Source organism: Actinobacillus suis ATCC 33415 (assembly GCF_000739435.1).
In the GTDB taxonomy this organism is placed as follows: Bacteria; Pseudomonadota; Gammaproteobacteria; order Enterobacterales; family Pasteurellaceae; genus Actinobacillus; species Actinobacillus suis.
In genome coordinates this window covers 949,227-975,260 of record NZ_CP009159.1, presented here as the reverse complement: position 1 = coordinate 975,260, position 26,034 = coordinate 949,227, and the positions used below count along the sequence as shown (strand labels likewise).

Annotated in this window: 20 protein-coding genes and 1 other RNA gene; 11 read left to right on the top strand and 10 right to left on the bottom strand. The window is 39.7% G+C overall.

Features of this window, described 5'->3' with window-relative positions; all coding sequences use genetic code 11:
* The first annotated feature begins 46 nt into the window (after positions 1-46).
* Positions 47-2,659: a restriction endonuclease gene (locus ASU1_RS04435; protein ID WP_014991659.1), complete on the top strand. Its 2,613-nt coding sequence runs from the start codon at positions 47-49 to the stop codon at positions 2,657-2,659.
* Between the two features lie 32 nt (positions 2,660-2,691).
* Here the strand turns inward: ASU1_RS04435 and ycaO are convergent, their stop codons facing one another.
* Positions 2,692-4,455: a 30S ribosomal protein S12 methylthiotransferase accessory factor YcaO gene (gene ycaO, locus ASU1_RS04430; RefSeq protein WP_014991658.1), complete on the bottom strand. Its 1,764-nt coding sequence runs from the start codon at positions 4,453-4,455 to the stop codon at positions 2,692-2,694.
* A 255-nt stretch (positions 4,456-4,710) separates the two neighbouring features.
* On the opposite strand from ycaO, the gene rng reads away from it, so the two are divergent.
* The 3 genes from rng (at position 4,711) to ASU1_RS04415 (ending at position 8,268) form a co-directional block, all read left to right on the top strand.
* Positions 4,711-6,186, top strand: coding sequence for a ribonuclease G (gene rng, locus ASU1_RS04425; RefSeq protein WP_014991657.1), 1,476 nt, complete (start codon positions 4,711-4,713; stop codon positions 6,184-6,186).
* A gap of 134 nt (positions 6,187-6,320) precedes the next feature.
* Positions 6,321-7,823, top strand: a complete 1,503-nt coding sequence (gene lysS, locus ASU1_RS04420; protein WP_014991656.1) for a lysine--tRNA ligase — start codon at positions 6,321-6,323, stop codon at positions 7,821-7,823.
* 100 nt (positions 7,824-7,923) lie between these two features.
* On the top strand, positions 7,924-8,268 hold the full coding sequence (locus ASU1_RS04415; RefSeq protein ID WP_014991655.1) for a DMT family protein: 345 nt from the start codon (positions 7,924-7,926) through the stop codon (positions 8,266-8,268).
* Between the two features lie 76 nt (positions 8,269-8,344).
* Here ASU1_RS04415 and ispA read toward each other — a convergent pair whose 3' ends face one another.
* Positions 8,345-9,238 (bottom strand): (2E,6E)-farnesyl diphosphate synthase, encoded by an 894-nt coding sequence (gene ispA / locus ASU1_RS04410; RefSeq protein ID WP_014991654.1) that lies wholly within the window; start codon positions 9,236-9,238, stop codon positions 8,345-8,347.
* 8 nt (positions 9,239-9,246) lie between these two features.
* A complete protein-coding gene (gene xseB / locus ASU1_RS04405; RefSeq protein ID WP_014991653.1) occupies positions 9,247-9,471 on the bottom strand; it encodes an exodeoxyribonuclease VII small subunit in 225 nt (74 codons plus the stop codon).
* Between the two features lie 144 nt (positions 9,472-9,615).
* Here xseB and ASU1_RS04400 point away from each other — a divergent pair, with 144 nt between their 5' ends.
* Positions 9,616-10,404 carry an MOSC domain-containing protein gene (locus ASU1_RS04400; RefSeq protein WP_014991652.1) on the top strand — a complete coding sequence of 263 codons (789 nt, stop codon included), beginning with the start codon at positions 9,616-9,618 and terminating at the stop codon, positions 10,402-10,404.
* Positions 10,405-10,441: 37 nt separating this feature from the next.
* Positions 10,442-12,418, top strand: coding sequence for an LTA synthase family protein (locus ASU1_RS04395; RefSeq protein ID WP_039195084.1), 1,977 nt, complete (start codon positions 10,442-10,444; stop codon positions 12,416-12,418).
* 161 nt (positions 12,419-12,579) lie between these two features.
* Here ASU1_RS04395 and ffs read toward each other — a convergent pair.
* The 4 genes from ffs to ASU1_RS04380 all read right to left on the bottom strand — a co-directional run bounded on the left by ffs (position 12,580) and on the right by ASU1_RS04380 (position 17,634).
* Positions 12,580-12,677, bottom strand: an RNA gene (ffs, locus tag ASU1_RS11730) — signal recognition particle sRNA small type.
* Between the two features lie 175 nt (positions 12,678-12,852).
* Complete coding sequence (locus ASU1_RS04390; RefSeq protein WP_014991650.1) at positions 12,853-14,211, bottom strand: MFS transporter; 1,359 nt, start codon at positions 14,209-14,211, stop codon at positions 12,853-12,855.
* Positions 14,212-14,278: 67 nt separating this feature from the next.
* Positions 14,279-16,327 (bottom strand): BCCT family transporter, encoded by a 2,049-nt coding sequence (locus ASU1_RS04385; RefSeq protein WP_014991649.1) that lies wholly within the window; start codon positions 16,325-16,327, stop codon positions 14,279-14,281.
* Between the two features lie 332 nt (positions 16,328-16,659).
* Entirely contained in the window at positions 16,660-17,634 is a 975-nt protein-coding gene (locus ASU1_RS04380; RefSeq protein ID WP_014991648.1) for an NAD(P)H-dependent flavin oxidoreductase, read from the bottom strand.
* A 104-nt stretch (positions 17,635-17,738) separates the two neighbouring features.
* Between ASU1_RS04380 and ASU1_RS04375 the strand changes: the two genes are divergently transcribed.
* The 3 genes from ASU1_RS04375 to ASU1_RS04365 all read left to right on the top strand — a co-directional run bounded on the left by ASU1_RS04375 (position 17,739) and on the right by ASU1_RS04365 (position 21,160).
* A complete protein-coding gene (locus tag ASU1_RS04375; protein ID WP_014991647.1) occupies positions 17,739-18,626 on the top strand; it encodes a LysR family transcriptional regulator in 888 nt (295 codons plus the stop codon).
* A gap of 285 nt (positions 18,627-18,911) precedes the next feature.
* Positions 18,912-20,192: an ATP-binding protein gene (locus ASU1_RS04370; RefSeq protein ID WP_014991646.1), complete on the top strand. Its 1,281-nt coding sequence runs from the start codon at positions 18,912-18,914 to the stop codon at positions 20,190-20,192.
* 53 nt (positions 20,193-20,245) lie between these two features.
* Positions 20,246-21,160, top strand: coding sequence for a hypothetical protein (locus ASU1_RS04365; protein WP_014991645.1), 915 nt, complete (start codon positions 20,246-20,248; stop codon positions 21,158-21,160).
* A 40-nt stretch (positions 21,161-21,200) separates the two neighbouring features.
* On the opposite strand, the gene ASU1_RS04360 is transcribed toward ASU1_RS04365, so the two are convergent.
* A complete protein-coding gene (locus tag ASU1_RS04360) occupies positions 21,201-22,190 on the bottom strand; it encodes a zinc-dependent alcohol dehydrogenase family protein (RefSeq protein ID WP_014991644.1) in 990 nt (329 codons plus the stop codon).
* Between the two features lie 207 nt (positions 22,191-22,397).
* Positions 22,398-23,411 (bottom strand): MBL fold metallo-hydrolase, encoded by a 1,014-nt coding sequence (locus ASU1_RS04355; RefSeq protein WP_014991643.1) that lies wholly within the window; start codon positions 23,409-23,411, stop codon positions 22,398-22,400.
* Between the two features lie 130 nt (positions 23,412-23,541).
* On the opposite strand from ASU1_RS04355, the gene ASU1_RS04350 reads away from it, so the two are divergent.
* Complete coding sequence (locus ASU1_RS04350; RefSeq protein ID WP_014991642.1) at positions 23,542-24,441, top strand: LysR family transcriptional regulator; 900 nt, start codon at positions 23,542-23,544, stop codon at positions 24,439-24,441.
* A gap of 39 nt (positions 24,442-24,480) precedes the next feature.
* Positions 24,481-25,296, top strand: a complete 816-nt coding sequence (locus ASU1_RS04345; protein WP_014991641.1) for a GIY-YIG nuclease family protein — start codon at positions 24,481-24,483, stop codon at positions 25,294-25,296.
* 67 nt (positions 25,297-25,363) lie between these two features.
* Here ASU1_RS04345 and ASU1_RS04340 read toward each other — a convergent pair whose 3' ends face one another.
* The gene (locus tag ASU1_RS04340; protein WP_014991640.1) at positions 25,364-26,014 is read right to left on the bottom strand and encodes an IS1595 family transposase; all 651 of its coding nucleotides are present in this window, start codon (positions 26,012-26,014) and stop codon (positions 25,364-25,366) included.
* Between the last annotated feature and the right edge of the window lie 20 nt (positions 26,015-26,034).

Sequence of the window (26,034 nt, the reverse complement as noted above, 5' to 3'; positions counted from 1 at the left end):
CAGCCCCTCTTTTATAAAGAGGGGAGTAGATCGAGAAGAATTTAAAATGAAACTCCAATTTGAAACGTTAGATTATCAACAACAAGCGGTACGTTCGGTATTAAATTTATTTGTTGGGCAGCCGAATCAACAGACAAATGATTTACAACTGGCTCATCATTCTCAATTTTGCCCAAATGCAGAGTTGGTTGCAGACTTGCCTCTTACTGAGAATTTGGCAAATCAGCAAAACGCTCAAAACATTAAGTACAAAACGACACTTTCTGATCACGGTTTAAATTTCACCGTAGAAATGGAAACAGGGACAGGGAAAACCTATGTTTATCTTCGCACGATTTTTGAGCTAAATCGTGAATACGGTTGGCAAAAATTTGTAATCGTTGTGCCGAGCGTGGCGATTCGTGAGGGCGTATTGCATACGTTAAAAACTACACGTCAGCATTTCGCCACATTATTCGATAATGTGAGTGTAAACCAAAAATTTGAGTATAAAAGTAACCAACTTTCACGTTTGAAACAGTTTGCAGAAAATCACAATATCGAAATTTTAGTGATTAATATCGACTCATTTGCGAAAGATAGCAACATTATCAATACGATGAATGAAAGTGGTGTTGCTCTGATTAGCTATATTCAACAGGCTCGCCCAATCGTGATTATTGACGAACCTCAAAATATGGAAACTGAAATTCGCCGTAAAGCAATTGATAGCCTCAATCCATTATTTACTTTACGTTATTCAGCGACGCATAAAAATGCCTACCACCCAATTTTTAGTTTCAACCCTGTACAAGCCTATGAACAGGGTTATGTGAAACAAATTGAGGTAGATAGCGTTCTGGCAGAAAACGAGGTAAATGGAGCTTATGTCGCATTAAAAGAACTTAAAACAACGGCAAAAAGTTGGTCGGCAAAGGTGGAAATTTTGTTTAATGATAAGAAAGCGATGAAGAAAAAAGTCGTTACCATTAAGCCAAATCAAGATTTGTTTGAGCTTTCCAACCAAAATGAGATGTATCGCAGTGGCTATATTTTGAGTGGAATGGATTTTGATGCTCAAATGATTGAATTTAATAGTGGTATGCAAGTTTTCGCAGGCGCAAATAATTCTGCTTTAAAAGACGATTTGCAGAAAATGCAGATTCGCCGCACGATTGAAGAGCATTTGCAAAAAGAAAAGAAATTTCGACCGCTTGGCGTGAAGGTTTTATCGTTGTTTTTTATTGATAAGGTGGATAACTATCGCAATGGTGGGAAATTCTACCAGTGGTTTGAAGAAATTTATCAAGAATTGGTAAATGAGTCCCCCGAAGGTGTGCACGATGGCTATTTTTCGAAAGATAAAAAAGGTGTAGTAAAAGATACCAGCGGCACAACGCAGGCAGATAATGATACTTACCAACTTATAATGAAAAATAAAGAAGGCTTGTTATCATTGGATAATCCATTGCGTTTTATTTTCTCCCATTCAGCGTTGAGAGAGGGCTGGGATAATCCTAACGTATTCCAAATTTGTACTCTAAATGATACTGCTAGCGAGCTAAAAAAACGTCAAGAGATCGGGCGAGGTTTACGTTTACCAGTTGATCAAAATGGTGTTCGTTTGCAAGATAAAAGTAAAAATATTTTGACTGTGATAGCCAATGAAAGCTACGAGGAATTTGCTTCGAAATTACAACGTGAAATTGAAGAAGATTGTGGCGTTACATTTGAAAAAAGCCAAATCAAAAATAAAGCAGAACGTAAGGTTGTGCGTTATCGGAAAGATTTTAGCCAACACCCTGAATTTCAAACCTTATGGGAGCGAATCAAATATAAAACCACTTATCGAGTGGCGTTTGCACAAGCTGATTTAATTGAAAATGCCATAGCGAAAATTGCCAAAATGCAGAGAGTGGAAGCGGTTAAAATTCAGCATACGAAAGTTAAATTACGTTTTGATGAAACAGGGGTACAGACAGATTTACGAGGTGAAGGAAGTGATATAACAAAAGTGGAATGGGCAATTCCTGATGTATTGAATATGCTCCAAAAGAAAACGGGACTAACCCGTGAAACGCTTTGTAATATTTTGCAAAAATCTGACCGCTTGCAGGAGATCTTTGCTAATCCACAGCGTTTTATTGACTTAGTTGCAGAGAAAATTAACTTTGCTTTGCAAGAAATTATGGCGGAAGGTGTACAGTATCGACGTATTGCGGGTAAAACCTATGAGATGACTTTATTCGAAGATTTTGAGTTTTATCCAAATCAATTCACTTTTAAAGTGAATGAGCAAGAAAAAACAATTCACGAAGAATATATTTCCCTAGATTCAAATACGGAAACTTCGTTTGCAAGAGATTGTGAAAATAGTGAACAAGTTGAGTTTTATTTCAAATTACCGAAAAAGTTTAAAATTCCAACACCATTAGGTAATTATAACCCCGATTGGGCGGTAGTGTTTAAAGGACAGAATAAAATTTATTTTGTGGCAGAAACCAAAAATACGGGTAAAGGCATCCAGGCTGGTGTAGATGAAAGTTTGTTGGATCAATCAGAGCAGATGAAAATTGCTTATGCACGTAAAAATTTCAACTATCTTCAGCAAGATTTTAATGATTTGAAATATGAAGTAGTGGAAAGTGTGCGAGAGATTTCAGGAAGATATAGTAGATAATAAGGTGGGCTTTCGCCCACCATTTGAAAAGCTTAACGAGCAATCGGATTTACTTTCGCCACCTGTAATTTACGGTAAGCATCAAGTAATTTCTGATGTGCGGTCATATTTTCAAGCGATTCATCCGATGCGGTTAAGCCGTGGAACGGGTTACCGCCTTGGATTGCGCCCCAAGCAGATTCAACCGCTTGTTTACCGTACATTTTCTCAAATACCATACGATATTGTTCTGCATCACGTTCTTCATCTAAGAACAACTCAATCGATTGAATTAGGCAGCGGTAATAATTGTTACGCTCCGCTGAGAATACGCTCGCATTCATATTCGCAGTCCAGTTTGCCCAGTCTAACGCTTGCTCTAAGTTACCTAAAGCTAAATGCAGCATAGATTTAAGCTCACCGATACGTAAGGTTTGCATTGCAGAACCTTTTTCTGCTACTAAACCGATAAACTCACGTACACGAGTTAAATCATCAATACCTTGTTCATCTAATTCATCAAGAAGTTCTTGATAAGTTTCACGATCGTGATGGAAATGTGGCAGATCTAACAAGATTTCACGCCAATCCATGCCCATATTGTTATTCGCATAAACTAAATCGTCACTTGGATAGATGTTCGACATACCTGGCGCAAGAATACGGCAAGCGTACACACCTAAATGTTCATAATCCATAATATAAACAGGTTGCTCGTGCTTATTAAAGATTGCCATCATATTGGTAAATTCTTGCTCGGTTGTACCTGAGAAATCCCAGTGAACGAATTCATAATCGGCATCTTTCTTGAAAAGATCCCACGAAATCAGACCGCTTGAATCAATAAAGTGCGTTTCAAGGTTAGCGTGATCCGCCACATCTTCATTATTAAATGAAGGCGGAGCAAACACATCTAAATCTTTTAAGCTCCGACCTTGTAATAACTCGGTTACCGTACGTTCAAACGCCACTTGGAAATTCGGGTGCGCACCGAATGAAGCGAAACAAGTTCCATTATTCGGATTTAACAAGATCACACAAATAACAGGGAATTCACCGCCTAATGATGCGTCATAGCATAAAATCGGGAAACCTTCTTGCTCAAGTTTTTCGATAGATGCTTTGATTGTCGGATAGCCGTCAATCACGCTTTGCGGAATTTCTGGTAAGCTGATTGCTTCTGTGATAATACGGTTTTTGACAAAACGCTCGAACACTTCCGACAAACCTTGTACACGCGCTTCGTTTTTCGTATTACCAGCCGACATACCGTTTGAAACAAATAAGTTGCCGATAATGCTTTGCGGAATATACACGGTTTGGTTATCCGATTGACGAGTATAAGGCAACGCAACGATACCACGATCGTAGTTACCTGATTGCAAATCAATTAATAAATTCGGGGTTAACTCGCCATTCGGATCGAAGTAATCAAATAAGAAATCATCCAAAATACCTTCCGGTAATTGCTCATCATCTTCGATTGGGAACCATTTCTCAGTCGGATAATGCACAAATTCACTATTCGCAATTTCTTGACCTAAATAAAAATCTGCCCAGAAATAGTTGGTTGATAAACGCTCGAAATATTCACCTAATGCCGAAGCAAGCGCTGCTTTTTTGCTTGCGCCTTTACCATTTGAGAAACACTGCGGACAATCCGCATCACGAATATGCACCGACCACACATTCGGTACAGGATTTAACCAAGACGCTTCTTCAATGTTAAACCCTAAAGTTTTTAATTTATGTTGAAAGGTAGAAATACTGTCCTCAAGCGCAGCATCTTTACCGGTAATAAAAGTTTGTTCTGACATTGTAATACCTTTGACTTGTCGTAAAAAAACCGCAACATTTTAGCAAAAATCCCCACAGATAAGTAAATTTTTTGTGAAATTTCTCCCCCACGAGCTACCTAGCTATTAGTTAGATTGAATATGTAATGTAAGTGAAAGCATTCAATTGAAGTGAATGTCAAAATCCACCACTTATTTGATCTTGGTTTTTGTTTTCTTACTTCGTCAATGTTAAACTTTAGTGAATATGATTTAACGACTTAGAGAAAAACAACAATGAGCGGTGCAGAATTATTAGTAAACGTGACGCCGAGTGAGACTCGGGTGGCGTTAGTTGAGAACGGATTGCTAAAAGAGCTTCATATTGAGCGTGAAGCGAAACGAGGGATTGTCGGTAATATTTATAAAGGGCGTGTGACACGAGTGTTGCCGGGGATGCAGTCGGCATTTGTGGATATCGGCTTGGAAAAAGCGGCATTTTTACATGCTTCCGATATTGTTTCGCATACTGAATGTGTCGATGAAAACGAGAAGAAACAGTTTGTCGTAAAAGATATTGCAGAGCTAGTGCGTGAAGGGCAGGATATTATCGTACAAGTGGTGAAAGACCCGATTAGTACCAAAGGGGCGCGTTTAACCACCGATATTACTTTGCCTTCTCGCTATTTGGTATTTATGCCGGAAAATAGCCACGTGGGCGTTTCGCAACGTATCGAAAGCGAGGAAGAACGTAATCGCTTAAAAGCGTTGGTTGAGCCTTATTGCGATGAACTTGGCGGCTTTATTGTACGCACAGCGGCGGAAGAAGTTTCGGAAGAAAGTTTGCAACAAGATACGATTTTCTTGAAACGTTTATGGCGTAAAATTTTAGAGCGAAAAGCAAAATATCCTGTTAAATCAATGTTATATGGTGAGTTGGCTCTAGCACAACGAGTCTTGCGTGATTTTGTTGGTACACATATCAGTTCGATTCGCATTGACTCGAAAATGACTTATGAACAAGTTAAAGAGTTTTTAGCGGAGTTTATGCCGGAACTGACCGAAAACGTGAGTTTATATAGCGGTAGCCAAACGTTATTTGACGCTTACGGTGTGGAAGAAGCGATTCAAAAAGCGTTGGATAAACGAGTGGATTTAAAATCAGGCGGTTATTTAATTATTGAACAAACCGAAGCGATGACTACGATTGATATTAATACCGGTGCGTTTGTCGGTCATCGTAATTTAGCGCATACGATTTTTAATACCAATATTGAAGCGACCCAAGCGATTGCACATCAGTTACAGTTGCGTAATTTAGGTGGCATTATCATTATTGATTTTATTGATATGCAAGAAGAAGAGCATCGTGAGCGTGTGTTGCAGTCATTACAAGAAGCGTTAAAAGGCGACCGAGTTAAAACCAATGTGAACGGCTTTACCCAACTGGGCTTGGTCGAAATGACCCGTAAACGTACTCGTGAAAGTTTAGAGCGAGTGCTTTGCTGTGATTGTCCAGCGTGTAAAGGGCGCGGCACGATTAAAACGGTTGAAACCGTTTGTTATGAAATTCTGCGTGAGATTGTGCGTGTTCATCACTTGTTTAAAACCGAGAAAGTGCGCGTTTATGCATCAAAAGAAGTGGCGGAATATTTAATTAATGAAGAAACGCACGCTTCGATTGCTGAGTTAGAAGCCTTTATCGGCAAGAAAGTCGAAATCAAATTAGAACCTTACTATCATCAAGATCAATTTGATGTTGTTGTCATGTAATCGACAAGCGGTCGGATTTTGTGAAAGTTTTGCAAATTTTTCCTAAAATCCGACCGCTTGTTTCCTACCAAAAATCTGTAAAATCGCTTATAATTGCTTTCATTTTTCGAATTTATCAAGCAAAAGGTTAAAAAATGTCTGAAGTTGAAAACCAAGAATTAGATCTTAATGGTGAAATGTTAGCTCGCCGTGAGAAATTAGCAAAATTACGTGAACAAGGTAATCCGTTCCCGAATACTTTCCGTCGTGATGCTTATGCAGAAAAATTACACGCACAATACGATGAAGTAGAGGGTGAAGCGTTAAAAGAACAAGATATTCAAGTGAAAGTTGCCGGCCGTATTATGCTTAAACGTGTAATGGGTAAAGCGTCTTTCTTTACCATTCAAGATGTAAGCGGTCAAATCCAGCTTTATGTTGCACGTGATAACCTTGCTGAAGGCGTGTATGCGGATAAAGTCAGTATGTGGGATTTAGGCGATATCGTTGGTGTTGCCGGTACGCTTTTCAAAACGAAAACAGGTGAATTAACCGTTCGTTGTTCAGAAGTAGAGTTATTAACTAAATCACTTCGTCCGTTACCAAACAAAGTACAAGGTTTAACCGACCAAGAAACACGTTATCGTCAACGTTATTTAGACTTAATTTCTAATGAAGAATCTCGCCGTACGTTTATGATTCGTTCAAAAGTGGTTTCAGGCATTCGTCAATTCTTCTTAGAGAAAGACTTTATTGAAGTTGAAACACCAATGTTACAAGTGATTCCGGGCGGTGCGGCAGCAAAACCGTTTATCACTCACCACAATGCGTTAGACGTAGATATGTATTTACGTATTGCGCCTGAGCTTTACTTAAAACGTTTAGTAGTTGGTGGTTTTGAGCGTGTATTCGAATTAAACCGTAACTTCCGTAACGAAGGTGTTTCAGTGCGTCATAACCCTGAATTCACCATGATCGAATACTATCAAGCGTATGCGGATTACCACGATTTAATGGATAACACCGAAGAATTATTACGTAAATTAGCGATTGATATTCTTGGCACGACAACCGTTCCTTACGGTGAATACGTGTTCGATTTCGGTAAACCATTCGAGCGTATCACCATGCACGATGCGATCGTAAAATACGGTAACGGCATTACACGTGAGGATTTAGATAGCTTCGAAAAATCAGTAGAAATTGCTAAAGGTTTAGGTATTGAAATCCAAAAATCTTGGGGCTTAGGCTCAGTAGTAAATGCCATTTTCGAAGAAGTTGCGGAACACCAATTAATTCAACCGACTTTCTTAATGGCACACCCAGCGGAAATTTCACCGCTTGCACGCCGTAATGATGAAAATCCAGAAGTAACAGATCGCTTTGAGTTATTTATCGGTGGTCGTGAAATCGGTAACGGTTTCTCAGAACTGAATGATGCGGAAGACCAAGCAGAACGCTTTGATGCTCAGGTTGCAGCGAAAGATGCGGGCGATGACGAAGCAATGTTTAAAGATGAAGACTTCGTGGTAGCATTAGAGCACGGCTTACCGCCGACAGCTGGTGAAGGTTTAGGTATCGACCGTTTAGCAATGATTTTTGCAAACGCACCGTCAATTCGTGATGTGATCTTATTCCCTGCAATGCGCCAGAAATAATCTGAATTGATACGAAAAAAAGCACACTCTCGAGTGTGCTTTTTTGATCTTACAAGCGGTTAAAAATCGCTAAAATTTTGCAAGTTGAGAAGGAAAAATAATGAGTTGGTTAATTGTAATTTCTCTTTTAACGCTTTCTAATACCTTAATGACATTTGCTTGGTATTGGCATATTAAACCGTCAGCGACGCCATTACCGTTATGGCAAATTGTATTGATTAGCTGGGGAATTGCCTTTTTTGAATATTGCCTTGCTGTGCCAGCGAATAATTTAGGCGCACAATGGCAAATTAAACCGTTCCAGTTAAAGATTATACAAGAAGTGATTGCGTTAGTGGTATTTTCAGTTTTTGCGGTAGTGTACTTAAATGAAGGGTTTAAATTAAATTATTTATTAAGTTTTATCTGCATCTTAGGGGCGGTTTATTTCGCTTTCCAAAAGTGAGTATTAATAAAAAAGGCGGGAAGTACCTCGCCTTTTATCTGAAACAAGCGGTTGAAACCGCACCGTTTTTTGCAAATTAACTTTCACGTTTAACAATAAAATGCGCTAATTCTTTGAGGGCTGAGGTATCGAACGGTAATTCCTCAAGCGCATTTAATGCAGTTTGATATAAGTCCTGTGCTTTCTTTTGTGCGCCTTCTAAACCAAGTAGTTTTGGATAAGTACTTTTATGCAAGTTTTCATCCGAGCCTACGGTTTTACCGATTTTATCGGTTTCGCCAATCACATCTAAAATATCGTCTTGCACTTGGAACGCCAATCCGATTGCTTGCGCATAGCGTTCAAGCGGTTGTTTTACCGCTAAATTTTGCGAATGAGCGGATAAATTAAAGCCCATCAATACGGAAGCAACGATCAATGCACCGGTTTTATTACGATGAATTAATTCTAGCTCTGCTAAATTCACTGCTTTATCTTCAGCAAGTAAATCTAAACTTTGCCCTAAACACATTCCTCTCGCACCAGCAGCTTGAGCAAGCGCTTGAATTTGCCAAACTTTTTGCGAATCGGTTAATGACTCGTCTTGGGCGATCAGTTCAAAGGCAAAACTTTGTAACGCATCGCCGGCAAGAATTGCGGTTGCTTCATCAAAAGCGATATGACAAGTCGGTTTACCTCGGCGAAGTTTATCGTCATCCATTGCCGGTAAATCATCATGTACTAATGAATAAGCGTGGATCGCTTCCATTGCAGCGGCACTGTGATCAAGCTGTTCAAGCGATACGCCGAGCATTCTGCCGGTAGCATAAATCAGGAAGGGACGAACACGCTTTCCACCCAGCAATACGGCGTAAGACATTGCATCAACAAGTGGTGAATCATAAGCCTGATGAGTGTGTAATTTTACACTTAAGAAATCATTAATACGTTGCTGAATAGCGGTAAGATCAGTTGAGAGAGAGTAGCTCATTGTTATTTTTATTCGTAATCAGAAAGTTCGGCTTGTTCGTTTTTATTGAGTAAGATTTGAATGCGTTGTTCCGCTTTTTGTAAGCGTTCTTGTCCTTGCTGTACAAGTTTTACCGCAGTTTCAAATTCATTGAGTGCTTCTTCTAAAGGCAACTCGCCCGTTTCTAAGTGGCTGACAATTGCTTCTAATTCTTTTAAGGTTGATTCAAAATCTTGGGTGGGTTTTTTAGCCATTTCAATTACCTAATTTAGGGCGATAAATGGTGTAAGTTTATCGTCTCCCTTCTTTATTTGCAAATTCCTTTTACTTTTTCACCGCTTTTGGGTATGGTGCGAACGTATTTTAGCAAGCGGTTAAATTTACAGGAATTTTTACCAATGAAAGTGACACAACTTAATCTTTACCCGATTAAATCAACGGCAGCTTATCGTGTCGAACAAGCCTTTGTTGAGCTTAAAGGACTGAACTTTGATCGGGAATTTATGATTACCGAAATAGACGGCAAGTTTATGACTGCTCGTAAAGATGCGGAATTATACAATTTAGCTGTGTTTCCGATTGCGATGGGGATCGTCATTTGCCATACAAGCGGTCAAAAATGCGTGGTGCTTTACCAAGATTTTCAGTACGTTCAGACGAGCGAAGTTTGGGGGACTCATTTTGACTCTTTAGTGGCAAAAACAGAAGTAAATCAATGGCTAAGCGAAATTTTCGGGCGAGAAGTACAACTACGGTGGTTAGGAGGCAAGAGCCATCGTGAAGTAGCGAACTTTTCTCAACATCCGTTAAGTTTTGCCGATAGCAATCCGGTTTCACTCATGTCGGAAAAATCATTTGAGCAAGTTAAACAGTGGTCACCGATTGAGATTTCAATGGATCGTTTTCGTCCGAATATTGTGGTGGACGGAAATCAGGCGTTTGAAGAGGAGCAATGGGAACAAGTACAAATCGGCGAGGTCTTATTCACCAAGTCTGCATTATGCACACGCTGTGTAATGATTACCCGTGATTTAACCACACTTGAACTTGACCCGAATGTTGAGCCTTTCCGAACACTTAAACAAATGCATACCAATGAAAAAGGTAAGCCGGTTTTTGGTATTCATTTAGTACCTCAAAATAGCGGTGTAATTCGCTTAGGCGACCAAGTCTTAATAAAATCTTAATAATCATTCGATATTATGCGCGCAGCCGATTATCGGTATGTGCTTTATTTTAAATTTAAAAGGAGAAATTATGGAACAACGCCGTTCTGTGTTGTTCCCAATACTGTTTTTTGTTGGGATCAATCTACTCATACTGTCTTTATCTCGCCTAGGGCTTAGCCTATGGCAATCTGAACGAGTTACCGCCGTTGATGGCTGGTTACCGCTTTTCTTACAAGGCATTCGCATTGATATTTCCGCTCTTTGTTGGCTATTCGGCGTTCCCGCATTATTTACTGCACTTTTCTTAAATCACAATAAATTAGGCGCAATATGGCGTGTTATTTTGCGTATTTGGCTCACCGCCGGTTCGGTTTTTATTCTGTTTATGGAAGCGGCGACGCCAAACTTTATTGAAACTTTTGATTTACGTCCAAACCGACTGTTTATCGAATACTTAGTACACCCGAAAGAAGTGTTTAGTATGCTGATTAACGGGCATTTGGCTTCGGTAATTATTAGCTCATTATTGGCGGCGATTTCGTTAGTGGTGTATTGGAAATTGTCTGGTTGGGCGACTAACAATCTTCGTTTTCCGAATTGGAAATTCCGCCCGTTAATCGGCTTACTGGTTGCGGCTTTAGTGGTTGTAGGCGGACGTTCTTCGGTTGCTCACCGAGGTATAAATCCGGCAATGGTCGCATTTTCAAGCGATCCGTTAGTTAATTCACTGGTATTGAGCTCCGGTTATTCGGTACTGTATGCGGTACAACAATTAAAAGATGAGGATAAATCTGCGGAACAGTATGGCAAAATGTCGGTGGAGGAAATGTTTGCTTTAGTTAAACAAGCGCGAGGCAGAGCAGAGTCTGACTATATTTCAACTGAAATCCCGACATTGACCTATAACCAAGCAACCTATCAAGGCAAGCCAAAAAATATCGTAATTGTCTTAGAAGAAAGTTTAGGCGCTCAGTTTGTCGGAACGCTTGGCGGTAAACCGCTTACCCCAAATTTTGACCGCTTGGCAAAAGAAGGCTGGTTATTTGAGAATTTATATGCCACAGGAACTCGTTCTGTGCGAGGTATTGAAGCGGTTACTACCGGCTTTACTCCGACACCGGCACGTGCGGTGGTGAAATTGACCAAGAGTCAGCATAATTTCTTTAGCATTGCCGAGCTGTTACGCCGTCAAGGTTATGATACTAGCTTTATCTACGGCGGCGAAAAACATTTCGACAATATGGCGAGCTTTTTCTATGGCAATGGCTTTACCCGTATTATTGATGAAAAAGATTATAAAAATCCGAAGTTTAAAGCCACTTGGGGCATGAGTGACGAAGATCTGTTTGATAAAGCAAATGAAACGTTCACTCAGTTACACAAAGAAGGCAAACCGTTTTTCAGTTTAGTATTTAGTTCAAGTAATCATGATCCGTTTGAATTTCCGGACGGTAAAATCGAATTATATGAACAGCCGAAACAAACTCGAAATAATGCGGCAAAATATGCTGATTTTGCGATTGGGCATTTCTTTGAGTTAGCCAAAAAATCAGCGTATTGGCAGGATACGATTTTCTTGGTGATTGCTGATCACGATTCTCGAGCGGTAGGCGAACATTTAGTGCCGATTCAACATTTCCATATTCCGGCATTGTTTATCGGTGAGGGCATTGAAGCAAAACGTGATAGCCGTTTAGTTAGCCAAATTGATATGCCGGCAACTTTACTTTCACTTGCAGGTATAAGTGGAGCATATCCTATGCTCGGTTATGATTTAACTAAAGATGTAAATCCGAATCGTGCCTTTATGCAATATGATGCAACACAAGCGATGATGAAAGATGATGGTTCTGTGGTGGTAATGCGCCCAAATACACCGATTCAAGGTTTTGTTTATAATAAAGCGGATCACAGTTTGAAAGCACAAGAACAGCCGGAAGCCATGAAAAAAGAAGCGTTAGCGTATGCGTTGCTCGGCAGCTATTTATATAAGAATCAGCTATACAAATTACCAAAACCGGAAAAAGAGTAGCGCTAAGTTAATATTACAAAAAGTTGTAACAAGCGGTTAAATTTTACAATAAATTTGCACAAGGTAAATTTTAAGTGGAATTTAACCGCTTGTTATTTGGCATAGAGTGAAAATGTAATAGAGAAATAAGAATGATTTTGGGGAGGATAGAAAAGGGTGGGGCATTACCAGCAACCCTCGGCACACAGAAATTTCAACCCAAGCTGCTTTCTTCCGAACCTGACTAAGTAAGCTGAACACCGTTGCGAGGAACCAATAACGCCCCATCGGATTACATATCTTTTCTAGCGATATGCAAGGCTTCCTATTATAGGTAATTTTTATGTTAAGGCAAGCGATTATTCCCGCCTTACACACAAGCGGTCATATTTTGAAAGTTTTTTGCAAATTTTGAGCAAGGTTTAACCGCTTGTGTTTAAAGTCGTATACAAGTGTTATGGAACACTTTTCTGCTCATCTTCTACCACTGTTTGCACAGTCGTTTCTTGATTTTCATGATCGGCATTCGTTTGTTCTTCATCACTAAAGGCCGCTTGATATTCTTGCACCGCCTCTTCATTAAATGGCACAAGGTCTTCATTGCTTTCTAACATATCTTCAACCGCACTTGCTGTCGCAATAGGTGTGGTTAATTGCATATCTACACGCTCTGCTTTTGGAATCGGTTTGGTTTTAAGTGCGCAGAGCAGGAGAATCACCGAGAAGATGCCAAAGAATGCGTAAAAACCATATTGGGATGATAAGCCCATTGCGAAGCCGAGAAACAGCGGGGCAATTAACGCACCCATACCATAGCAAAAGAGCAAACCACGACTGACTTCTACCGTATTCATATTGCTTGGTAATTCATCATTGGCACGGGCAATGCTTAGTGCATAAAGACTGAACAGACTACAGCCAAAAATGAATGCGATGATATATTGTAACCAAGCGGTCGAATTTGTTTGAAAAATTGCAAATATTCCTGAACCGGCAGTTAAGCTAGCAATTACCGCACAAATTAAAATTGTATTACGTCTGCCAATGCGATCCGATAAACCTGCTACCGGCAACTGGCTGATAAAGCCCCCAATCATCGATGCCATCAGATATAGCGATATTTCGCCTAATGAAAAATCTAGCTTTAAGAGAAACACTGAAACCATAGTGAAAAAGCCGTTTACCAACATCCCGCTAATAAAACTTGTCGCTAACGCAAGGGGCGAAATGGCTAATAAACGCGGTACGCTGATTCGTTCTCGAGCGGGAATCTCCGGTTGGGTCATTTTCGTTAAGGCAATCGGAATCATCGACATCACTACTAAAATCGTAGCGAGCGTAAAAATATTGTTACTGGTTAATTCCAGACTGAGTAAGCTCACCCCTAAAATAAAGGCAAGATAGAAAATAATATTATAGGTTGCCAATGCTTTGCCTCGGGTATCCACATTGGTTTTCTCGCTTAACCAGCTTTCTACTAATAACAATAAGCTGTAATGACAGAAGCCTAAAATAATTCGCAGTACGCCCCACACCCATAGGTTATCAATCATCATATGGCTAAGTGCAGCAATAGCAAAGATTGCACCAAATACACTAAACGAACGGATGTGTCCCACACTGGATACAATACGGTGGGCAAGAATAGCGCTAAGTGCTGCACCTACAAAAAACGCTGCGTTAAGTAAACCGATCACGACATCGCTAACGCCCATTTCAGCAAGTTTTACACCAGCGGAGTTTAAGAATAACCCATAGCCGAAAAAGAGGAAAAAGATACCGGAAAAGAGCGAATAAAATTTGGTTGTTTGCAAAATAGCTCCTAAATTTTTGTTATAAATTGGAATCTAGAGGCGGGTACGATACCCGCCTTACAAATAATTATTCTGTCTTCTCTTCCTCATTTAATGCAGTTTCAGTCATATTTTCCACATCAGCCGTCATCAAGGCGTGGCTTTCGTCCATGGCCAAGTTCATAAAGCGTTCGTATTGTTTTAATACGTCTGCAATCAACTCATCTTTGGTCATATATTGCACATCATAACCGTTACGACCGTCAAAGAAGTAAGTAATCGGTTCGTAAATCTTACTTTCATCCATATTCGGCACGTTGCTGTCTTCCACCACTAAATCCGATAATTCACGAGATTGACACTCAATACCGTATAAGAAGTTACGGAGGTTTTCTTTTACCACTTCAAATTCAATTTTCGGATTTTTACCGTCAATAAAACGCATTTGTGCGGTTAAACCGTGTCCTTCAAATTCTTCAACTAATTCTTTAAACGCAGGGCGTGCGGTTTTTAATAGGAACTGACGAATATCTTTGCGATTGGTTGGGTTAACGATTTTTTCTAAACGTTCTTTCCAATTTTCGCCCGTCCAGTTACCGCTGCCTTGGGTGAATTTTTTGCTAGAGTATTGGCTATCTACCATTAAACCTTTCCATAAACCGAAACATAGCACAATCATAATTGCCATAAACGGTAAGGCGATAATTAAGGTCATCGTTTGTAACGAGCCTAAACCACCAGAATATAACAGCGATAAACCAAGCACAGCGAGTAATACACCCCAGAATACACTTTGCCATTTTGGCGAGTCTTCAGCGCCTTGTGAGGCGATATTATTTAGAACAAAAATGCCTGAGTCGGCAGAAGTTACAAAGAAAATTGAAATGACAATAACCGCAGCTGTTGATGCAATCATGCCAAAGGGTAATTGATCAAAGAAACCGAATAATAAGGCTTCCGTACTGTCACTGATAGCCGTTAATGCGCCGCCTGTTTGTTGATCAACCCAAATTGCAGCACTTCCAAAACTGGTCATCCATAAAATATTGAACAGAGAAGGCACAAAAAGTACACCTAAAATAAATTCACGGATGGTACGTCCTTTAGAAATTTTAGCTATAAACGTCCCAACAAAAGGTGCCCAAGATGCCCACCATGCCCAATACACAACAGTCCAATTACTTAACCAATCCTGTTTTTCAGATTCATAAGCAAAAGTGCGGAAACTAAGTTCTAAAAGTGAACTAAAGTAATAACCTAGGTTTTCGGTAAGTCCTGAAAAGAGTAATAAGGTAGGGCCTGCAACAATGACGAAGATCAGCAATAAACTGGCAATCACTAAGTTGGTTTCACTTAGAATTTTCACGCCTTTGCCCACACCGGAAATCGCAGAGGTTACAGCAAGAGCCATTGCAATAATGACGGTAATGGCTAATACGCCAAAACTGCTGCTATCTAACACACCAAGGAATTTAAAACCGGCATTCACCTGCATAGCACCATAGCCTAAGGTGGTGGTTAAACCAAAGATCGTGCTACATAATGCTACGACATCAATTAAATTTCCCCAAAAACCGGCAATGCGATTTTTCAGTAATGGATAAAAACCTGAACGTACGGTAAGAGGCAATTTATAACGAAAACCGAAATAAGCTAATGCTAATGCAATGACTGCATAAATTGCCCAAGCGTGAATTCCCCAGTGATAGAACGTGGTCATCATCGCTTCTTTCATACGTTCAGATTCACTTAACCCCTCTTGTACAGGTTTTAAGTAATGCGAGAAAGGTTCCGCAACACCGAAGTACATTAAACCGATCCCCATACCAGCAGCAAAGAGCATCGCCATCCAAGACATAAAGGAATATTCCGGTTCATCAGTGTCTGCACCAAGACGAATACTACCTAGTGAACTGACACACAAAAACATCAAAAACAGGAAGAAAATAGAACCTGCCAGAATGTAGAACCAACTAAAGTTGGTAAATACTGCCTGCTTTGCTGCATTTAAAGTGGTTTGTGCCTGCTCAGGAAAAGCCGAACAAAAAAGCGCCACTAAAGCGACAAAAAACACCGTCGGCACAAAAATCGGGGCTTTTAGTGTGCTTGATGCACGAAGTTCTTGAATGAAACTCATCTTATGCTCCATTTTTAGCTAAAATAAGACCGCACTTTTCTCTATTTCTGAAGTTTAAAATAACAAAAAAGTACCATATAAAAAGAAATTGATTTATTGATACCCTACAAGATAGGGGATTTTGAAAATTATCCTATTAGAAAAGGATAATATAAGATAGTGAGGATTCACTAAATTGAAATGTAGCATAACTACCAAACTGAATTGAATGTTATGCTACAATATTGGTGATTTTTTGTCAAGAAAAAACTTAAATTATATTTATTCTAGGCTATTTTAATATGAGACTATCAACAAAAAAGCTCAAGGTTTTTATTGATTGTAAGATGTTGTTATACAAAATCCTGCATTAAATCTTCCACTATATCTTTGACAGAGCGGATCGATTTAATATAAGTAATACCGTTACCTACCGAAATATAGCCTTTCTCAAAATCGCCAAGTAACATACCTTGGCGCATTCCGTAACCACCGGTTTGCGTTTCGGCGAGTTCATCTCGTGTTGCACCGTTTTCATCCATTTCTACCAATTTATGTGCTAATTGAGTTGGTAGCGAACGGTAATATGCCGGTTGGGTACGGAATAACAATAAATCTTGAGCGGTGCTATCGACAACGAGTTGCTTAACGCTTTCATGCATACGATTTTCTTCGGTTGCTAACAATACGGAACCGACAAATACGCCTTCCGCACCGAGTGCAAAACTTGCTCGTACGCCTCGCACATCAGCAATACCGCCAGCTGCCATCACCGGAATACTTACTGCATCGACCATTTGAGGCACGATAGAGAATGTTCCGATCACTTGGTTCGGTACAGTGCCACCTTCATCAAAACCAGTTGCGACGAAAATATCCGCCCCGATTTCTTCCGCATAGCGTGCATTTTCTACTGTAGGCGTATGCGGACGGAAAATGGTTTTTGTGCCTGCTGCTTTAAATTTTTTCATCATCGGCTTGTAATCATAGCCATCAATACCGTTGATTAATGCCACCGGCACTTGTTCTTCAATTAATAAATCCACTAACAAATCAATCGTACTGAAATCGTAGGATAAAATCACCGGTGCACCGAATGGCTTATCAGTTAATGCTTTGGTTTTACGGATTTCTTCACGGAAAGTGTGGAGCAAATCTTCGGTGGTTTTCGGCGCTTTCTGCAAGCCGGCATTCGGGCCTAAAATCCCCAAACCTCCGGCATTGCTTACAGCAGCAACAAATTTTGCGTCTGTCATCCACGCCATCGGGCCTTGCACAAGTGGAAATTTGATACCTAAAATGTCAGTAATACGGTTACAAGCGGTCATTTTTTTGTCCTTTTTTGCGAATGAATGGTAGCTATTATAATCTTGCAAAATTGGTTGAGAAGCATCTAAAATAAGAATAAGATTTTCAAAAATGAGAAGATAAAATGGATTTAAATAATCTAAGACTGTTTGTGGCAGTTTATCAAGCGGAGAGCTTTTCTAAAGCAGCGGAACAACTTGCAATCCCAGTTGCGACGGTTAGTCGCCGTATTGCGGAATTTGAAAAATCGCTTTCCACCCAACTCTTTGATCGCTACAAAACAGGGGTGAAACCGACCGCACTTGGTTTGCAACTGTATGAAAAGGTTTATTTGAGCTTAGACAATTTAACGCAAGCGACACAGGATTTTATTGGTGAACAGCAGGAATTGAGCGGTTATCTGCGTATTTCCACCGTTTCCGCCTGTGAGCCGATTTGGGCGGCAATTGCTGAATTTCAGGCAGAATATCCGCAGGTGAAAGTGCATTGTCAGGCGACCGATCGCGTATTGGATTTGGTGGAAGATGGCATTGATATCGCGTTTCGAATGGGCGATCTGCATACGGAAAATGTTATTGCTCGCAAAATGATGGATTTAAATGCAGTGCTGGTGGCTCACCCTGATTTTCTTGCTCGATACGGCACGCCGAAAACACCGCAAGATTTGACTGCACTACCATTTGCCTGCTGGGCAAGAGCAGGGCAAAAAAGTGCAACATTACAACTGGGCGAACAAGCGGTCAAAATTGAACCGATTTTTACCTCTAATGACGTGTATGCCATCGCCCACCAAGCCAAAAATGCGCACGCCATCTGCCAATTACCAGACTATATGGCTCAAGAACTCACCGAGAAATTCGGCTTAGTCGAACTGATGTCCGACTATCCGGCACCAACCTATCCTATTCACGCCATCTATCCCGCTCACCGCCACCCCTCAGCAATCATGAAAACCTTTTTAGGGTTTTGTGAGAGGTTTTTAATAGAAAGAGAAAAATGCTGTAAAGATTAACCATTTCACGTTTACGGGAGAGAGACCGCAGAAGGATTGTTCCAGAATCCATAGGAAGAGAGGAGAGATATTCATGTATTCACTCTTTCAAAAGATAGTGGTAAACGTAGATTTCCTGTTTATTTGATGCATTAGATTTTTAATATTTTCAATTTTTCCTTTGAAAAAGTGTATATTATTAACATTTTTTCATTGGAAAAAATGTATTTTTATTACAGATTTTCCTTTGAAAAAATGTTTAATTATCCTTAAAATAGTTTCCAAAGAATAGAAAATGAGCAAATTATGCAAAGAAAAATAATTCAATCCTTAGAAAAATGGAAACAGAAACCTAACCGCAAGCCTTTAATTATTCAAGGGGCAAGACAAGTGGGTAAAACGTGGGCGATGAAGCGTTTTGGTGAGCAATCTTTTGAAAAGGTGGCGTACATTAACTTCGATAATAATCCACGAATGAAAACGCTATTTTCGGGAGATTATGATATTAACCGCTTGATTCTTGGTTTAAAAATTGAAAGTGGTGTAGATATTCAAGCTGAAAATACGCTGATTATTTTTGATGAAGTACAAGAAGTACCGCAGGCACTATCTTCGCTCAAATATTTTTATGAAAATGCACCGCAATTTTATATTGTGGCGGCAGGATCATTACTTGGTGTGTCATTACATCATCAGGTTTCTTTTCCTGTGGGCAAGGTAGATTTTTTACCGCTTTACCCGATGGATTTTCATGAGTTTTTGACCGCACTTGGTAAGCAAGATTTAGTACAACTATTGGAACTCAAAGATTGGTCGCTTATTTCTGCGATGAAAACGAGCTATATTGATTTGCTGCGCCAATATTATTTTGTGGGTGGAATGCCTGAAGCCGTGAAAGTCTTTGTAGAAACGCAAAACTTTGATGAAGTCCGCCAAGTGCAACGCAATTTATTGATGGCGTATGAACAGGATTTTTCTAAACATATCAAAGATGGGCAGACAGTGCAAAAAGTGCGGTTAATTTGGGCTTCAATTCCTGAACAGCTTGCCAAAGAAAACAAAAAGTTCATCTACTCACACCTGCAAAAAGGGGCGAGAAGTAAAGATTATGAAATTGCCTTGCAATGGCTGAAAGACAGTGGTTTAGTGCATTCCGTGCCACGTGTGAAAAAAACACATTTACCACTTTCTGCTTATCAAGACGGCGCATTTAAACTTTATGTATTAGACGTAGGATTGCTTGCCGCTCAAAGCCATTTAGATGTCAGCGTTCTGCTTGAAGGTAGCCGTATTTTTACCGAATTTAAAGGCGCTTTAACCGAGCAATATGTCCTACAGCAGCTTATTGCCACCCAAGAAAATCCAGTTTTCTATTGGGCAACCGAAAAAGGCACAGCAGAAGTTGATTTTGTCGTACAACGCAAACAAGCCATAATCCCGATTGAAGTCAAAGCTGAAGAAAATTTAAAAGCAAAAAGTTTAAAAGTATATGTGGAACAGTTCCAGCCCGAGCAGGCGATACGGTTTTCAATGGCAGATTTTAGGGAACAGGATTGGGTGGTGAATGTGCCGTTGTATGGGATATAATAATATTATCACGTAGATGTAATGGTTTCTTAGAATAGGATAAAGAATTATATATGAGTAAACAATTAACACCAGCTGCCTTAGTCGCTTTAAAAGATGCTCTTACCCATATTTATTGGTTTAAAAAGGATCTTAAATCATTTTTATTAAATAGCTTACCTGAAAATATTCAGATTTCTCATATTAATTGGGAGCTTACGAAACGAGAGATTATTACAGCTATTGTTGATAAATTAGCTCAAAAACAGCACACACAAATTTTACTGCAACTAGCAGAAAATATTTGTCAATTTAATACTTTTGAGCATTTAGCGCATCTTGAGGATTCAGAAAATAAAATACGTTTAGCTAAAAACGCAGTAAATCATTTAAAACAATTTATGATTCCTTATCAGGAAATACAACAAGAGGAAGTATTAAGAAAACAACGAAAAAAAGCAGCTGAAGAAAAACAGAAATCATTTAAAAGTTACCAGGAAGAATTATGTGCTTTGAAGCAAGAGTTTATTTCTCTAGCAACCAGTCAAGATAGCCAGCAAAGAGGCTTTAAGTTAGAAAATTTGATGAATAAGCTTTTCACATTAAACGATTTAGATCCTAAAGCAGCATTCAAAATTATCGGACAACAAATAGATGGGGCATTTACTTTAGATGGGATAGAGTTTCTTTTCGAAGCAAAATGGGTTAAACCTCCAATTAATAATTCAGATTTAGCTATTTTTAAAGAAAAAGTAAAATCTAAGTTGGAAAATACTCTAGGATTATTTCTATCCATTGATGGATTTTCAGAAGATGGTGTAGCAGCATCTCAATCTTCAGATAAAGTAATGATTCTTATGGATGGTTCTGATCTTATGGCTGTCTTAGAAGAAAGAATTTCGTTCATTGAACTAATTAATAGAAAAAAGCAAATTGCAGCTAGAGAAGGCAGAATTTACGTTCCATTTTCTCAAATGACCCATAGTTAATAAACGCCGTCTGAAACCTACTTCCAGACGGCATCTCTCCTTACAACTTCACTAAAATCTTCCCAATCTGTGCATTGCTTTCCATATAACGGTGGGCTTCCGCTATATCATCAAAAGCAAACACTTTGTCAATTTCAGGCTTTAATTGACCGCTTGCTAAGCCGTCAAATACGAATTTTTTCGCTTGGGCGAGTTTTTCTGGCACGGTGGTGATTTCAAATAATTCATAGCCACGCACGGTTAAATGTTTGCCTAAAATTGGGAACACTGGCACAGAGATGTCATCGTGGCTTAATGCACCGTAGATAATGTATTTGCCGTCTTGCGCCATTGCATTGATAATTTTTGCTGCTTCTTTACCACCCACAGGGTCGAACACCAAATTCACGCCTTTGCCGTTTGTAATTTCTAGTAATTTAGCCGTAACGTCATCTTCTTTGGTAGCGATCACAAAATCAGCACCTTTTTCTAGTAATACATCGCCTTTGGTGTGGGTGCGAGAAAGGGCGATCACGGTTGCACCTTGCATTTTAGCGATTTGAATTGCCGCAAGCCCTACTGAGCTGGTCGCTCCGCCTAATACCACAAAATCCCCTTTTTGTAGGTTGCCAAATTCAATTAAACCGCCATACGCCGTGACAAACATCATCCAGCTTGCCGCAGCTTGTTCCATTGTGAGGTTTTCAGGGTGTTTTACCACTGCGTGAACAGGCATATTCACGAGCTCACCATAAGTGCCGTATTCGGTAAACATAAATGATGGAATTACGCTCACTTTGTCGCCAACGCTGAACTCGCTCACGTCCGCACCAACCGCTGTTACCACGCCTGCACCTTCGTAACCCATTGTCGCAGGGAAAACAGGTTCAATCACATACGCCCCTTCACGATACATCATTTCCGCACGGTTTAAGCCTAACGCCTGCATTTGAATTTGTACTTCGTGAGATTTCGGTGCGGCCACTTGCACATCAACAATTTGTAATACGTCAGCCGAGCCAGTTTGATTAAATTGAATTTGTTTTGTCATTTTTTGATCCTTTAATTTGTTTCGTATTTATGTGTGCATTATATATTTTTGCGTAAAAATGATAATAAGCCTAAAAGGCTAAATAGTTTTGCGTTAAATGCAAAGGTTGCTGGTATTTGCCTACAATAAAGCGGTCAAATTCTGCAAAATTTTTGCAAAAAATGACCGCTTGAAAGGTTGCTCACAGGTGAGCATTATGAAAAATCGTTATTTTTTCACTTCAATTGGTGTGTATTCCACAGGCACCCAAGAATAGCCGCCTTTTTCCTCAGCACGGATATGACCGATTCCAGGGAATGGCAAGTGCGCTCCTGCAATCCACGTTTTGTTTTTCGCTAGTTCAGGTAATAAACGAAGACGAGCTTCTCTCGCACCTTCGGCATTCACGTCAAATTCTGCCGCCACTTCTGGCACGGCTAATTGGAAAGCGTGATTATGTAGTAAATCGCCCCAAACGAATAATTTTTCGCCTTTTGATTCAAATTCAAAGCCTGCGTGCCCTGGTGTATGACCGAAAGATTTCACGCTTTTCACGCCTGGAATCACTTCTACACCTGAGTCGTAATAGAACACTTTGCCCGCTTTTTCATAAGGTGCAACCGCATCTTTTGTCCATTGCACATATTGCTGAACGTGAGCTGGGATTTTCTCGATCGGTGTGTCATTCCAGAACGCTTTTTCTTGGTTTGAAATATAGATAGTTGCATTCGGGAACACCGCTTTGCCATTACGAGTTACACCGCTGAAATGGTCGAAATGCAAGTGCGTAGGCAAAATAATGTCCACTTGTTCAGGTTTGTAACCTGCTTTTTTCAAGTTTGCTTCCACAAAGCCCACTTTATCGCCAAATACATCGCCAGAGCCAGCATCGACTAAAATTAAGTTTTTACCTGTGTTGATTAAATAAGCACTTACTGCAGTGTTCACGCCACCTGTTTCCGTTAAAGGACGGAACTCGTTTTCGATTAGTTTATTTAATTCTTCTTTGCTTAAATTAGTAAATTTCGCATAAATGTCATTACCAATATCTAAATAACCGTCATAAATAGCAGTAACTTCAAAATCGCCTAACATAAAGCGGTAGTAGCCATCAACTTGTTGTAAAACAGGTTTTACAACGTTCGCTTTTGGCGTGAAAGCGGCGTGAGATTCGTGAGCATTCGCCCCTGCTGAAATACCTAAACCTAATAAAATTGCTGTCGCTAATGATTTAATTTTCATTTGCTATCCTTATTTGAGTGAATCAAAAAATTTTCGCATTGCGTTGCGATGTCTGCATTATAGGTTTTTTATAAAAAATGATAATATAGCGAAAAAGCAATTTAATTTTGCGTTAAACGCAAGGATGACTATGGACTATTTTTCAGCACTGCAAATTTTTCATTCGGTTTGTGAAACCACTAGTTTTACGGCAACAGCGAAACAGCTTGGGGTGGCGGTGTCATCGGTTACACGCCAAATCGACAATTTAGAACAATCGCTTGGCATTGCGTTGCTTAATCGCTCCACCCGCAAATTATCACTCACCGCAGCAGGGATTCGTTACCAACAGCAGACGAAATCAATTTTGGACGATTTACAGCAGGTCAATCAGCAACTAAAAGACGAAGTGCTTGAACCGCAGGGCAAGCTCCGCATTACGTTCCCCAATACTTATGGCGCTTGTAAACTCTCGTTGCTGTTGGCAGAGTTTGCGACTCGTTATCCAAAAATTGAGTTGGAATTAATTAGCTCTGATGATTTTGTCGATCTGTTCAGTCAGCCGATTGATTTAGCGATTCGTTTGGGGCAAATCAATGATGACCGCTTGATCGCCAAAAAACTCGCCCCGCAACAGCGTTTGTTAGTGGCAAGCCCAGCTTATTTACAACAGCATGGCACGCCTGAAACTCCGCAAGATTTGACCGCACTTAACTGCTTACCGTTTACTTATCGTGGCTTGGCAGCAAAATGGTATTTCAAGCAAGGCGAGAAAATGGAAAGCATTTGGGCGAAGGGCAATTTGTCGGGCAATAACGCCGAAATGTTGCTTCAAGCCTGCCTAGATGGGCAGGGCATTACCCATTTGCCCGATTGGTTGGTTGAACGCCACCTACAAGCGGGCAAATTAGTGCAAATTTTTGCAAATTGGCAAATTACGCCCACGGATACCGCAGAAAATGACGGCATTTATTTGGTTTACACCCCAAATAACCGCCAAATGATGAAAATTAATGTGCTAAGTGAATTTTTATTCGAGCGATTAGGTTAAAATGGATACGGTAATATCGATGAGATAAGAGGAAAATTTATGGTTACCCATACCGTTATTATTAGCGATAGGGCAAAAGACAACATCACAGTTTATACCAAAGAACCTGTGTTTTTAGCGATTGCGGATCGTGAAGATTTAAAAGCATTAAAACATTTGGAAGAAGCGAATAGAGCCGGAATTTATATTTTATTAGGCGAGAATCAGCGTTATGTCGGGCAGGCGAGCGGAAAAATTTATGATCGCCTAATTACGCATAATGATAGTAAAAATTGGTGGAGTAAGATTATTTTCTTTGGGCGAGAAGATGGACATTTGGATAAATCGCAAACAGATTACCTTGAGAAGAAATTAATTGAGGCTTTTCAGAAAACCAATTTAACGTTAGATAATGCCACTTCGGGTAATACCTCTTTTATTGAAAAAACGAGTAAGATCAAAGCTGACAATGTTTGGAATATTGCTCAAGAAATTTTAGATGAAGTTGCGCATATTAATATCTTTGAAAGTTATGTTACTGAAGAAGAAAATCCAACTGATCAAATTTATATTGAGTTAGACGGACATAAGATTTCAGGGAAAAGCTACCGAGATAATCAGAAAAATTTCTTTTTATTTTTATTAAAACAGCCTAAATATCGTTCTTTAGTGGAGGATTTTTGTTTAAATGGAAAACCAACAGCGTCTCATTGTATTGGGAATGCGCCAAGTTTTAGACCAAATGGAATGAAATATACGACTCAGCTTGAAGAGGATATTTATCTTTATTCCCATTTATCAACAAAAGATCGCCGCCGAGCCATTCAAAACTTTGCAGATGCAACAGGTTTGAAAGTGGTGTTTCATTGGGATTAAAAAATGCCGTCTGAAAGTGATATCCAGACGGTATTTTATTTATAGATAAAGGGGCTGTCCTAGATAACTAGAGCAAACTTCCTCTAACCAATTGTTTTAAAATGGAAATTTGAGACTTTATGTCACTGTAATTAAAACGCCATTCACATTCCTTTAAATAGAGCTCAAAATATGCTTTGGGAATGCCATTAAATTTGCGTAGATGGCGTTTTGCTTGGTTCCAAAAATTCTCAATTCCGTTAATGTGGTTATGATTAGTTGCAAAACGTGTGCTGTGATTAATACGGAAATGACTAAATTCACTGACATCAAGTACATCATAACTACGATAAGTATCGGTGTAAACAATGCTGTCTGGCTTCACTTGCTCTCGAATAATCGGGAGTAATGTCGCTGATTGCGTATTCGGTACGGCAACGGTATAAACCTTGCCATTACGTTTAAGAAGCCCGAATACAGCGACTTTGCCAGCTGCCCCTCGCCCACGTTTACCTTTACGAGTGCCACCAAAGTAGATTTCATCTGCTTCGATTTCGCCGTCAAACATTTCCAAATGCAGGCTGTTTTGATAGATAAGTAATCGTAAGCGATGAAAATAGTATGCGGCAGTAGTTTTGTTTACATTAACTAATTCAGCAGCTGTTCGTGCAGTAACTCCTGCGACAAATAGCTCAATGAGTTTATTTTGTTTATGCTGACTTAGACGACTTTTTCTCATTGGGATATTGTATCCTAAAT